Annotated in this window: 10 protein-coding genes and 3 tRNA genes; 8 read left to right on the top strand and 5 right to left on the bottom strand. The window is 66.2% G+C overall.

What is annotated here, in order from left to right:
- Window positions 1-6: 6 nt before the first annotated feature.
- The gene (locus MKD38_RS11170) at window positions 7-1119 is read right to left on the bottom strand and encodes a glycosyltransferase (RefSeq protein ID WP_252676801.1); all 1113 of its coding nucleotides are present in this window, start codon (window positions 1117-1119) and stop codon (window positions 7-9) included.
- Between the two features lie 49 nt (window positions 1120-1168).
- Entirely contained in the window at window positions 1169-2548 is a 1380-nt protein-coding gene (locus MKD38_RS11165; protein WP_252677195.1) for an undecaprenyl-phosphate glucose phosphotransferase, read from the bottom strand.
- A 660-nt stretch (window positions 2549-3208) separates the two neighbouring features.
- Here MKD38_RS11165 and MKD38_RS11160 point away from each other — a divergent pair.
- From MKD38_RS11160 to MKD38_RS11125, 8 genes are all read left to right on the top strand, one after another.
- Complete coding sequence (locus MKD38_RS11160; protein WP_252676799.1) at window positions 3209-4030, top strand: transcriptional regulator; 822 nt, start codon at window positions 3209-3211, stop codon at window positions 4028-4030.
- 74 nt (window positions 4031-4104) lie between these two features.
- Window positions 4105-5817 carry a hypothetical protein gene (locus tag MKD38_RS11155; RefSeq protein ID WP_252676798.1) on the top strand — a complete coding sequence of 571 codons (1713 nt, stop codon included), beginning with the start codon at window positions 4105-4107 and terminating at the stop codon, window positions 5815-5817.
- Window positions 5818-5998: 181 nt separating this feature from the next.
- Window positions 5999-7120, top strand: a complete 1122-nt coding sequence (locus tag MKD38_RS11150; protein WP_252676797.1) for a hypothetical protein — start codon at window positions 5999-6001, stop codon at window positions 7118-7120.
- A 666-nt stretch (window positions 7121-7786) separates the two neighbouring features.
- Window positions 7787-8704: a transcriptional regulator gene (locus tag MKD38_RS11145; protein ID WP_252676796.1), complete on the top strand. Its 918-nt coding sequence runs from the start codon at window positions 7787-7789 to the stop codon at window positions 8702-8704.
- Between the two features lie 170 nt (window positions 8705-8874).
- Window positions 8875-9954: an alpha/beta fold hydrolase gene (locus tag MKD38_RS11140; RefSeq protein WP_252676795.1), complete on the top strand. Its 1080-nt coding sequence runs from the start codon at window positions 8875-8877 to the stop codon at window positions 9952-9954.
- A 107-nt stretch (window positions 9955-10061) separates the two neighbouring features.
- Window positions 10062-10137 (top strand) — tRNA-Asn (locus MKD38_RS11135).
- Window positions 10138-10141: 4 nt separating this feature from the next.
- A tRNA-Gly gene (locus tag MKD38_RS11130) sits at window positions 10142-10217 on the top strand.
- A gap of 33 nt (window positions 10218-10250) precedes the next feature.
- Window positions 10251-10325: transfer RNA gene (locus MKD38_RS11125), tRNA-Thr, on the top strand.
- 61 nt (window positions 10326-10386) lie between these two features.
- On the opposite strand, the gene MKD38_RS11120 is transcribed toward MKD38_RS11125, so the two are convergent.
- The 3 genes from MKD38_RS11120 to MKD38_RS11110 form a co-directional block, all read right to left on the bottom strand.
- A complete protein-coding gene (locus MKD38_RS11120; RefSeq protein WP_252676794.1) occupies window positions 10387-11733 on the bottom strand; it encodes a type II toxin-antitoxin system HipA family toxin in 1347 nt (448 codons plus the stop codon).
- Window positions 11734-11735: 2 nt separating this feature from the next.
- On the bottom strand, window positions 11736-12062 hold the full coding sequence (locus MKD38_RS11115; protein WP_252676792.1) for a helix-turn-helix transcriptional regulator: 327 nt from the start codon (window positions 12060-12062) through the stop codon (window positions 11736-11738).
- 192 nt (window positions 12063-12254) lie between these two features.
- Complete coding sequence (locus tag MKD38_RS11110; RefSeq protein ID WP_252676790.1) at window positions 12255-12935, bottom strand: TVP38/TMEM64 family protein; 681 nt, start codon at window positions 12933-12935, stop codon at window positions 12255-12257.
- Between the last annotated feature and the right edge of the window lie 65 nt (window positions 12936-13000).

The raw sequence follows: 13000 nt of genomic DNA, 5'->3' as shown, positions 1-13000 counted from the left end.
ACGGTGCTAGGCAAGCAGCGCGCGCGAGTAGAAGGACTCGAACTTCCTCGCCTGGGTCACGATATTGAACTCGGACTTGGCGCGTGTCACGGCGTGCTCGGACATGCTCTGCCACAGCGTGGCGTCGCCGACGATGGCTTCGATCGAACTGGCCATGGAAGGGGCGTCGTCCACCGGCACGATAAAGCCGTTGTTGCCATCGACGATGATGTCCTTGATGCCGTCGACGTCGGTGCCGACCACCGGGATCGCCAGCGCATTGGCTTCGGCCAGCACGTAGCCGAAGCTCTCGTAGTGCGAGGTCAGCACCACCACCGCGGCATGCGCCAGCAGTTCCAGCAGCTCGGAGCGGCTCATCCACGCGATCGCGGTGAGGTCCTTGCCCTCGACCAGCCCGCGTTCCTGCAGCATGGCATCGAGCGTGGCGCGGTCGTTCTCGTAGTGGCCGTAGCCGACCAGCATGAACTCGATGTCGGCACGGCCCTGGAACAGCCTGGCCACGTCCAGGAACATGGGGATGTTCTTCTGCGGGCTGATCCGTGCCACCATGATCACGCGCTTGACGCCGGCGCCCAGCTGCCGTTCAACCGGCACGGAGCCGGGCTCGACGGCGTTCAGGATCGAATGCGCGCGCTCGCGCGGCAGGCCCACCTCATGGATGGCGCGGTCGCGCTCCGACGGCGAGGTCGCCAATACCGCATCGGTCAGCCGGTGCAGGAAGCGTTCCGCCATCAGGAACACGCGCCGCTTGATGCCGCGCAGGCCCAGGTAATAGTAGGCATGCGGGGTGTAGACCACGCGCACGTTCAGGCCGATGCATGCCAGCCTGCCCACCAGGCCCGCCTTGGAGCTGTGCAGGTGGACGATCTGCGGCGCCACGCGCTTCACCAGCGCGCGCAGGCTCAGCGCCGCCTTCAGGTCGTTGAGCGGATCGAGCTTGCGCGGAATCGGCAGGTAGCTGACGCCGAAATTGCGCGCATCGGCAACCGCCGAGACCGAGCATTGCTTCGGCAGGGCAAAGTGGAAGCTGATGTGCTCGTCGTTGATATGGGAGGCCAGCAGGTGCAGGTAGGTCTCGACACCTCCCAGGCACTCGGTCACGTGCAGGACTTTGATCATTGGCTTGCGGTTTCGATGGCGTAACGGATGCGGCATGGGATGGCCTGGTTCAGTAGGCGTTGCTGCCCATCCAGCCGCGGAAGGCGGTCCAGAAAATGATGCGCAGGTCGAGCCAGAACGACCAGTTGCGGATGTAGAAGATGTCGTGCTCGACCCGCTTGGCCATCTTGTCCAGGGTGTCGGTCTCGCCGCGATGGCCGTTGATCTGCGCCCACCCGGTGATGCCCGGCTTGACGCGGTGGCGCAGCATGTAGAAGTCGAGCTGCTCCTTGTACATGTTGTTGTGCGCCATCGCGTGCGGACGCGGGCCCACCACGCTCATCTCGCCCTTCAGCACGTTGATGAACTGGGGCAGCTCGTCGAGGCTGGTGCGGCGCAGGAAGGCGCCGATCGGCGTGATGCGGCTGTCGCCCTTGGTGGCCTGCGTGACCACGCCGTGTTCGGCATGCACCTTCATGCTGCGGAACTTGTAGACATGGATCACGCGTCCGTCCAGGCCGAGACGTTCCTGCTTGAAGAACACCGGCCCGGGCGAGTCGCGCTTGATCAGCACCGCGATCAGCAGGAACAGCGGCGACAGCGCCACCAGCACGAGCGCGGCGAAGGTGCGGTCGAAGATCGCCTTGATGGTGCCGCGCACGCCCAGCGACGGCGGCTTGTTCATCTCGACCGCGGGCATGCCCAGGAAGTTGCCGACGTTGTGGTTGAGCAGGTCGAAGTCGAGCACGCTCGGCATCCACTTGATGTCGATGAAGTCATTGCGCAGCGAGAAGGCGATCTCCTGCATCAACCGGTGCTCGCTCATCGGCAGCGTCAGCCAGATCTCGGCAATGCCGTGCTCGCGTGCGAACGCGGCGATGTCGGCGCTGTCGTTGATGCGGCGGCGTCCTTCCGGCGTGGGCTCGCCTGCGGCGGCATAGATGCCGCTGATCTTGTAGCCGGTGGTGTGGCTGGCGGTGGCGCGGCGGTACATCTCCTGGCCGGTGCGGCCGAAGCCGACGATGACGACGCGCTTGTTGTTGGCGCCGGCCACGCGCAGCAGGTTGAGCACGGCACGGCTGACCACGCGCAGCGCCACCAGGCCTGCCAGCGCGAACAGGTACCAGTACACCATCCACAACCGCGACAGCGAGTCGGTCTGGTGCAGCAGGTAGGTCAGCAGCAGGCTCACCAGCCAGACCAGGCTCCACGCGGACAGCAGCCGCGCGGCGAGCGAGAACAGGCTGCGTCCGCGCCATGACGTGTACACGTCGAAGCCTGGCAGCACGATGAAGGCAATGGCACAGGCAAAGTACTGGATGAACTGGTGGATTGGCGCGTGCGCGGTGTCGAACCGCACTTCACTGGCCAGGATTGCCGCCACCCAGATGGCGCCGGCGTCGAGCAGGCGAGCCATCAGCGCGAGCTGATCGTGGTGCCTGGCAAACATATCGCGATAGATACCCAATTGCTTCTCCCAGAAGCGTTGAGTAATGGGCGCTCATGCGAGTGCCCACGCCCTTGTTGTCTCCTCCGAACTCCCGGTCCGCGCGAAGTGGCGGCCAGGCTCGTCGCATGGCATGCATCTGCCTGTGCATGCTCATGGCGTGATCAAGCAGAGTCGTGCGGGGCTGCCTTGCGGCAGCGGTTCCATGGTGTGGCGGCGGTCAGCGCATGACCTGCCACGGGCCGCATCGGTGGGGGCCGTCCATGGAACTGCAACGCTCTCGTTCTGCCGGTGCGCTGAAGGCCCCGGCGTGCTCCGTGTTTTCAGGAGCGAATAGTGCGATGCGGCCAAAAGCGTCGGTACCCTGCATCGGAAGGGAAACTCCGGACGCGTGTGAACCGGCCTCGCGCCGGTGCCCGCAGCGCAAATCGTGGGGGACGTGATCGACTTTCGCGCGTTTTTTCGCGCGCGAAAATGCCGCCATTCGCGCTTCGGCGTTACCCCGCGCAAGGAGGGAAACGACAGGGCAGCGCACCCCTCGCTGCGGGGGTGAGAATAAAAAGCGATGACGAGCAGGTCCGGAACCGCCGCCCTGGTGCGAGGCACCGGCACGGCGGATGCGGTGCAGCGTCCGGGCATCCTTCACTCCACCGCGGTAGAGGAATGAGAAAGAACACAGAGCCACTGACGGTCTTCACGCGCGAACAGCTGGATTCATATTTCGCGTCGTACGTAGGGATGGAAGGCGGCAATCCAGGCGCTGCGGTCTGGTTCTGCGACAGCTCTCCGCATCCTGGCATGGCGCCGCTGGCGGGGCCGCTGGTTCCGCATGCGCGGCCCATCGCCTGGGATGCCGCCTACCGCTACAAGTACCGGCACCACATGGAGCGCTGGCAATCGCACCAGAAGATCGCGCGCATCATGGCCGCGGCGCGCGCCAGGGTGTTCAAGACCACCATGGGCGAGCAGGACTGGAAGCATTACTTCGACCATCACCTGTACGGCCCGCAGGGCGCCGAGTTCAAGCTCAGCCTGTTTCCGCTGCCGGCGCGCGTGACCGAGGAGATACCGTGGTCGAAGGCGTTTCGCGGCCAGCCGGAACTGTTTCCGCGGCAGCGCTATCTCGACCTGTGCCGCGAAGGCCGCCGCTTTGCCTTCATCGACGGGATTCGCCGGCTATGGAAGCCGAAGGTGGTGATATGCCTGGGCGAGCGCCATGCCGACGACTTCGCGCAGGCTTTCGGCCTGGCGCAGGCGCACGCCACCGACCACGTGCTGCAACCCGCCGACCAGCCCAGGACGCTGCGCGTGCTGGAGCGCGACGGCACCACGTGGCTGATCTGTCCGCCGCTGGCCGGGGCCGGGGGAATGATGTCCGACGTGCTGCTCGACGCGATGGGGCAGTACCTGTCGCGCTGGCTGCGTCCGGACGATTTCTCCGGTCACGTCATCGGCATGGCGCAGGAGCCGGTGAGCCAGCCATGAATCCTCGCCAGCGAGCGTCATGGACGCCCTCACCATGTTTCGTCGTAGCGATGTATTGATCTCAGGAGAGCAGCGTGCAAACTAAAACCCGGAACATCTTCATGCTTGGCATCATGGCAGGCGCGGCGGCAACGCTCGTGGCTTGCGGCGGCGGTGACGACGATGCGCCAGCGCCCGGCCAGCCGTCCCAACCGTCGGCCACGGTCAGCGGCAAGGCGGTGGACTTCTACCTGTCGGGCTCGACCGTCACCTTCCTCGACTGCGAGAACAAGACCGCGGTCACCAATGCCACCGGCGACTTCACGTTCCCGGCAGGCTGCACCAAGAGCGCGCTGAAGCTCACCGGGGGCACCGATGTCGGTACCAACCTGCCGTTCGCCGGCGTGTTGCAGGCTCCGGCGATCGATTACCGGGAGGGCGTGACACAGGTGGTCTCGCCGCTGACCACGCTGGCGGTGCAGCTGGGCGCAGGCCAGATCGCGCCGTTGGCGACGGGACTGGGCCTCGCAGGCAAGGACCTGGCCACGCTTGACCCGATGCAGGATGCGGACGCGCTGCGCGCCGCGGTCGTGGTGCAGCAACTGGTCGACCACGTCTCCAAGACGCTGACCGGCCTGGGCGCCGGCGGCACGCTGACGCCGGCGGATTCGGCCGCGGCGGCGTCGAAGGCGGTCGCCACCGCGGTGGCGAGCGCGCCGGGCACGGCGGACCTGACCAGCGGCGCGCTGGTGGCGGGCGTCGTGTCCAGCGCGGTGCAGAACGCGCAGGCGGGGCTGCCCGCCAGCCTGCAGTCGAACATCGGCATCGTGGCCACCAATGTGGCCGCACTGGCGGCGCCGGTGATCGCCAGCGAAGTGGATAGCGTCAGCACCGCCCTGGAAGCCATCGACGTCAGCGCCAGCCCCACCGAAACGCTGTCGGCCCTGATCGAGGGCGGGTCGATCAACATCGTCACGCAGAGCGCCCAGGCGACCACGACCACGGCGCTGGTGCAGGCGGTCACGGCGGGCGCACTGGCCAATGCGGCGAACGCGGCCGGCCTGGCGCAACTCGGCGACGCCGTATCGAGCGGCAGTGCCGCCCAGATCCAGCAGGTCGCCGCGAACCTCGGCGGCGTGGTCGACGCCGGCGCTATCAACAGCGTGGCCGATGCGGTGCGCCTGAAAAACTCGCTGGTGCTGTCCAACCTGACCATCAACGGCGTGGCGCAGCCGATCACCGACACCATCACCGCCACCGGCGGCTCGCTCGATGCGATCCAGGTGGGCGTGGCGCAGAACGGCGATGCCTTCAACGGCGGGCCGACGCGAGTGCGCGCTGGGCTGAGCTACACCTATAACGGCAACCAGGTCGACGTGATCATCGAGAACGTCACACTGACCTTCAACGGATCGCAACTGGTCGACGCGGTGGTGCCGGCCAACACCGCGTATTCGTTCCGTGTCAGCGGCAACCTGTCGGTCGCGGCAAGCCTGACCAACGCTGCCGCCGACAGCCTGTTCTCGAGCGCCAACGGCGGCTCGCTCAACCTGCCGTTCACGACCTTCCTCGGCAAGCTGCGCTCGTCGGGCGCGCTCAGCCAGGCGCAGGTCGACGCGCTCACGCCCAAGGCGACCAGCACCTTCCCGGTGACGTTCGCCACCACCACCGGTGTCAGCGGCCGCGACGTGCGCGTAGGCATGCTGGTCAACAACGACGTCGCCTTCGCCAAGACGGCACTGGTCAAGACCGACGCCGAGATGGTGGTCGGCGACGGCCTCAAGACCACGGTCACGCTCAACCCGTGACCGGCGCGTAGCGCCGTAGCGAAGGCCTTCCGCCCGCACGGGGAAGGCCAGGGCGCCGGTCATCCGGAGCGTGGAGGTGTTGCATGCCGCGCGCCGATGACCGGCTCATGTTGTGTCTGCGTCGGGCGCTTCCGTGGAGCGCGCCGCGCATGAGGCTCGCCCAGTGGCCTCGGAGTTTCCTATGCAGCTGCTTCGAAAGCGCCGGCTGGACCAGGCCTGCGCCCTGATGCTGGGGCTGTGTGCCGTCGGTACGGCCAGGGCCGCCCCGGACGATGTGTTCATGCAAGCCGAGCCCGCCACCGGCGAGTTCAGCTCGGTGCGGGTGGAGGCCAGCTATGACATGGTCAACCGCAGCGTCGATGTGTTCAACCTGCGCGGGCGCCAGGGCCCGGTGTCGGACAACGCGGGCGACTACCGCGGCGGCAAGCTGATGCTCGGCTACAAGTTCTCGCCGCACTGGTCGGGCTCGGCCACCTACTGGCGCCGCGGCATCGACTACGGGCAGGACCGCAACCACATCGATACCTGGATGCTGGCGATGCACTACGACCCGCTCGCCGAGGCCGGCGCGCGCGATCGCATCATGCTGCGGTTCTCGCTGTGGGGCGACCACGCCGGCAGCCTGAACCGCTCGTCGCCGGTGATGGTCCGCAATACGACGTTCAACAGCCTCACCGTGAACAACGCCAATGATGTCCAGGCCCAGGCCGACGTGATCTTCTCGGGCGAGCTGAGCGAGCGCAACCAGCTTACCGGCTTTGTCGGGCTCGGCATCAGCCGCGTCACGGTCGGCAGCCTCAATACCCGGCTGCAGCGCGGCAACTGCCAGTTCAATGTGGGCATCGGCTCCGACAATCTCGCCAACGGCCGGCTGGCGGCGCCGTGCAACGTCGGCAATGTCACGTTGCAGTCGGCCTCGTTTTCGGTCAACGCCAGCCAGTTCGGGCTGGATTTCAACGACGATTTCAACTACACCGCCGGCTACCTGAACCTGGGCGGGTCGTGGCGCTGGAAATACGAGCGCTTCGCCGCGCGCCTGGGCTACCAGTTCCAGTACCTGCTGCGCAGCAACGTCGACAGCCGCGCCGAGACCTACGGCAACGCGCCGATCAAGTCCAACCATACGCTGGGGCTCGAGCTGTCGTACGGGGTGGCCAAGAACGTCGAGGTGTTCCTGCGCGGGCAGGCCTCGCTGTACAACTTCGTCGGCACCATCCCGTTCCTCTACAACGCGACCACCGCCGGCAAGCTGGATCGCTACTACGGTTACGGCTCGATCGGCATCCGCTTTTCCGGATTCTGAGCCGCACCCGCGCGGCGGGGCCCGCTTCCGGTAATCCGTCAGCTGTTTTTTATCCCCTCCGGCGAGGGGATGGAAAATCGCAACCAAAATATATTGCGGCGCAGCAGATTGCTTATTTCAGACCTTAGAAGATTGAAATTCCTATATCCAGGGGCATTGGATAAAATCATCTCAATCGAGAAAGGGCCAGAGAGCCCAATATCAGTCGAACCGGCACCGGCATGGTGCATTTGGCGCACCGCGGCCTTGATTATCCAGCGTGAGATGCCAATGCCAGGTTTGAAACATTTGTAATTTTTTGTATTTACTGGGGGAAGTAAAATAATGAATATGCTGCAGCCTGTTTAAATAAGCCCAGACGCAATGCGTCTTGTCGGGCGCCAGCAGTGGCGCTCGAGATTCCCGCCAACGGAGCGCCTGCCAGGGCGCCCGCGCGCCGGGAAACGCCTGTTCCAATCACGCCAGCAGGCAGTTCAGGACATTATAAAAACCGATGGATGCATGCCGCTCGGGGGAGGGGCATTGCGCGTCCGTCTATTTCCCTGCCTGAAACAGAATTTGCTTATGACCATGGCAGTACGTACGCCCGTTGCGGCGGCGGCATGCTGCGGCATTAAATATTGGGGGTCCCACTAAGCAGCAAGGGATAAAATGCAGCATTCACGGATGTTCACGCGCCAGGAACTGGACCGATATTTTGCCTCCTACGTCGGCATGGAAGGAGGCAATCCAAGGGCAGCCGTCTGGATATGCGACCGCAGCCCGGCGTGGTCCGAGCCCATCGTCGCACCGCTTCATCCACACCTGGCACCACCGGCATGGGATGCCGTGTTCCGCCAGCAGCATCGACAAGACATGGCCAAGTGGTTCGGCCACCAGTGCGTGGCGCGCATCATGGCCGCCGCGCGGGCCGAGGCGCTTGGGGTGCGGCTCGGCGACAACGACTGGGAACATTACTACTGGAGCCATCTGTACTCGCCGGCGGGCGCGGAATTCCGGCTGAGCCTGTTTCCGCTGCCCGCGCATGTCGATGGCAGAACCACGTGGTCCAAGGCATTCCGGGGCCAGCCGGAACTGATTCCGCAGAAGCGCTATGTCTCGTTGTGCCGGGAGGGCGAACGCTTCCGCTTTATCGCCAGGACCTGCGAGCGCTGGCGCCCGAAGGTGGTCATCTGCCTGAGCCACCGCCATACCGACGAATATATCGAAGCCTTTTCGCTGGACGGCGTCGCCGGCGAAGAGCACGCGCTGCGGCCGGCGGACCAGGCCCGGCGCCTGCACTTGTTCACCCGGGGCGACACGACCTGGATCATTTGCCCGGCGATCGGCGGCAGCGCCGGCATGACCTCGCAGGTCCAGCTCGATGCGTTTGGCAAGTTTATCGGCGCGCGCCTGGCGGCGAGCGACTTCAGGCATTGCCTCGAGCTGGATGCGCACGAGCAGACGGCACGGCCGGAGCCCCATCCGGAGCGTTATGCCGTGCCGCCTGTGGCGGTGACCGAGCGCGAGATCGGGCATCGCCTCCGCCCGGGCCTGGCATGGAGCGAAGCCGCCATGACGGAGAATTGCGAGACCTACGCCTAGCGCCGCGCCGAAGCGACGGGCCATCTTGTATCGCCAGTTTTGTATCGCCGTATTGGACGATCCCGGTCCAGATACACGGCGATACACAAGGCCCGGTTTCAGACACATGCCGCTTGCACCGGCCTCCTAGACTTGCGTTCGGATTCACACCACGCATACAGGAGAACAACATGTCGAACGCCATCAACCTGCCCCGTCGGGGCTTTCTCGGTGCCGCCGCGGTGACGCTGGCGGCCGGTTCGCTGGGCCTGGCGCGCGCGGCGCGCGCACAGGCCGGGGCGTCGCCCGCGGACGCGCTGCCGACCATCGCGCCGGGCACGCATACCGGCTTTGCTTCGATCCGGCAGGTCGACGCCGGCGTGCTCAACGTCGGCTACGCGGAGGCCGGTCCGGCCGACGGGCCGGTGGCCTTGCTGCTGCACGGCTGGCCCTATGACATCCACAGCTTTGCGGACGTGGCGCCGCTGCTGGCGGCGCGCGGCTATCGCGTGATCGTGCCTTACCTGCGCGGCTATGGCTCGACCACCTTCCTGGCGGCGGACACCCTGCGCAATGGCCAGCCTTCGGCGATCGCCGCCGACATGATCGCGCTGATGGACGCGCTCAAGATACAGAATGCCGTGGTCGCGGGCTTCGACTGGGGCGCGCGTACCGCCGACATCATGGCGGCGCTGTGGCCCGAGCGCGTGCGCGCGCTGGTGTCGGTCAGCGGCTACCTGATCGGCAGCCAGGCCGCCGGCCGGCAGCCGCTGGCGCCGGAGGCCGAGCTGCAGTGGTGGTACCAGTTCTATTTCGCCACCGATCGCGGCCGCGCCGGCTATCAGCAATACACGCACCAGTTCGCCAGGCTGATCTGGAAGCTGGCCTCGCCGCAGTGGAACTTCGACGACGCCACCTTCGCGCGCAGTGCCGCGGCGCTCGACAACCCCGACCACGTCGCCATCACCATCCACAACTACCGCTGGCGCCAGGGCCTGGCCGCCGGCGAGGCCAGGTTCGACGCGATCGAGCAGCGGCTTGCCACGGCGCCCACCATCGGCGTGCCCACCATCACCATCGAGGGCGATGCCAACGGCGCGCCGCATCCGAAGCCGAGTGCCTATGCCAGCAAGTTCACCGGCTGGTACCAGCACCGGACCCTGAGCGGCGGGGTGGGCCACAATCCGCCGCAGGAAGCGCCCACCGCGTTTGCGCAGGCCGTGGTCGACGTCGACCGGCATGCAGGGCGTGGCGTGCGCGGCGCGGCGTGAGCGCTGGCGCGGGCCCTGAACGCAACGCTGCAAAAGCTTTCAAAACGGGGCTTTCAATTCGGCGCAATGATGTTGTAGAATTCGCGCTTCGCTGAACGGCGATATGTTCCCTGATAGCTCAGTCGGTAGAGCGACGGACTGTTAATCCGCAGGTCCCTGGTTCGAGCCCAGGTCGGGGAGCCAGCATGCGGGAGTAGCTCAGTTGGTAGAGCGCAACCTTGCCAAGGTTGAGGTCGCGAGTTCGAGACTCGTCTCCCGCTCCAGTCGATTCCGCGTGGTCCCACGCCGGAACACACGCCCATGTGGCTCAGTGGCAGAGCACTCCCTTGGTAAGGGAGAGGTCGGCAGTTCGATCCTGCCCATGGGCACCATTTCCCTTCCGGTTTATTTCCCTTTTGGTTGATCGATGCCTGCGCTGGCCTCAGCCCGCGCTCACAGGTCCGCCTCGGCCCGCGCCGCCAGTCTGCGGTTGTGCCGGCGCATGCCGTCGAAGATGGCGTCGGCCACATCGAGCGGGAAGTCCGCCGGCAATCCCGACGCTACCTGGTCGATGACTTGCGCGGTCTGCCCGGTCACATGGTCGAGGATGGCCTCCACCTCGGCGGGAGAGAAGCCGATGCGCTGTCCCTGTGCAAACCAGTGGCGCGCGCGGATCTCGTGGATGGCGTAGTGGCTGTTCCGGCCATGCAACGCCATCGCCAGCCGCGCCTTCTGCGGCGCCAGCTGGTTGCGGCCGCGGCCGATCACCGGGTGCGCCGACAGCACGTCGTACAGCGGCGTCGCCTCATACTCGCTGCCCGGCAGGTGGCTCAGGCTGAAGTTCTTGGCATGGCCATCGGTGGCCGCCAGCAGCCAGAACACCACCTGCGCCGTGAAGAAATGCCGGCGGTCGGTCGCCGCCGCGCGCGAGCCGGACAGGATCTCCGCGATCTGCCGGATGCCGGGTCCGCCGTCGGACTCGTATTTCTGCAAGGCCGAGATGCCGGTGGCCTGGCACATGTCTTCCTGCGGCAGGCGCAGCAGCCAGGTGCCGCGGCTCGACGGCCTGCGGTCGAAGCGTTCGACCACCAGTGCCTTGGTGCCGGCAAAGCGGGCGATCTCGCACTGCGCCACCGGCAGGCCATAAGCCGCCACGATCTGCGCGCACAGCCATTCGTTTTCCACCGAGGTGCGCATGTCTGCGCGCATATTGCCCACCAGTCCGAGCGGCAGCTTGAAGATGTGCGTGGTCGGCGTGCTGCCCTGGGGCAACTGCCATTGTCCGCGCCAGCGCAGCAGCGCGGTTTTCTCCTGCGCGCCCGCGATCGACAGCCGCAGGTCGTCGATGGGCTCGCGATGCCCGAGCACGGGCGCCGACGTGGTTTCGTGCAGCAGCGTCGCAATGTCTTCGTCGCTGAGCGTGCGGCCGCTGACCGTCTGCAGCGCCTCGGGCACTTCGCCGGGCGGCAGCATCTGGATGGCGCCGACGCAGTCGCGTCCCACCCTGGCCAGCAGCGCGAAGGCGTCGGTGCCGCCGGCACGATAGCGTGCCGCGATGCGGCGGCGGATGGCATCGCTGTCGGGCAGCAGGTTGTCGAAATAGTTGGCCACCGCCGGGCCGCGATGCGGCTGGTTGCCCGGCGTGAACGGCAGCGACAACGACAGTGGACGTCCCTGCGGGTCGGCGATCCAGTCTTCGCGATAGACCAGCCGGTCACCGCCGGCGCCGGTTTCCCAATGGCCGACCGGGATGCCGTTCATCCACAGGTCGAGCCGGTTGCCTTGCCGCGCGCGCGCCATGGTCACCAGTCCTCGCGCGGGCGCCGGCCAGTCGCGGGGCGGGCCGGCTCGGTCTTGCTGGCCGGCGCCCTGGGCTTGGCCCGGACTGGTGCGGGCTGCGCGGTGGCGCCAGCGTCCGCCTGCGACAGCACGAGTTCGACGCCGAGCACGCGCAGCACCCGCAGCAGGCGTTCGACGCTGACGGCGGCGGGGTTGGCTTCCAGTTCGGCATAGGTTTGCTGCGTGACCCCGAGGTGCTCGGCCATCACGGCCTGGGTCATGCCGCGGGACTTGCGGAATCCCTGCAGGATCGGACGCAACTGGTGGACGGTCTTGATGGCGTAGTGCATGGCGCGATCCTGGACCCGGCCGACGGCCGGACAGATACAGGATATCGCCTGTTAGGTGGATTTACAAGCTTTAGCCTGTTATTTGTAAAAACAGGCTATTACCTGTATTTATGGATTACAGGGCAAAACCTGTGAGGTGTCCGGACGCAGCCAGCCGGCCACGGTGGCGCCAACGCCCGCATACGCGTCGGCTTAGCGCTGCAGGCGGCGGTGCTTCCGCGCACGCAGCACCAGTCCGGCTGCGACCGCGACCACCGCGAGGACACCTACGGCAATCAGGAAGTGCAGGGGCTGGTCGATGGCCAGGCTTTCACCCGCGACGACGATGCCGAACGCATAGCCCGCTTCGGCGAGGGCCATGGCCGCGAGGAATTTCAGGAAGGGGTAATGCATGGTGCCGAACAGGTAGCCGGGGATTTCCGAAGGCACCGCGATGCAGAACAGCAGCACCGCCCAGAACCTCATCCGCTTCGACACATAGCCCCGGTATTTCTCCAGCTTGTCCGCGTAGCCGATACGGGCGAGCAGCGGACCGGCCAGGCGGCCGATGCCGAAGGCCGCGCACGCGCCCACCAGCCAGCCGCCCCACAGCAGCAGCACCGTCAGTGGCTTGCCCCATACCTCGCTGGCCACCGGCACCAGCACCACGCTCGAGGCAAAGGCCAGCATCGCCGAAACGGCCGAGAACACGAAGAAGACCAGCGCCCCCGCCACGGGGTGCTGTGCCATGATCTCGCGCGCCCAGTCGACCGCCTGTTCGACCAGATTCTTGAAGGCGGGCGACATCGCGACCGCGACCACCAGCACGGCCACGGTTCCCACCGCCAGCCAGAACCAGATCGCGTGCCGGAGGGTGTGCCGCTTCCCAGACAATGTGGCAGACAATTTGCTCAGCATATGAAAATTTAGAACACCGGGCCGGGGGCAAAGTTTCGGGA

This window comes from Cupriavidus sp. WGlv3 (assembly GCF_023952475.1).
Lineage (GTDB): Bacteria > Pseudomonadota > Gammaproteobacteria > Burkholderiales > Burkholderiaceae > Cupriavidus > Cupriavidus phytorum.
The sequence above is the reverse complement of the archived record's forward strand: the minus strand, read 5'-3'. Positions and strand labels throughout refer to the sequence as shown.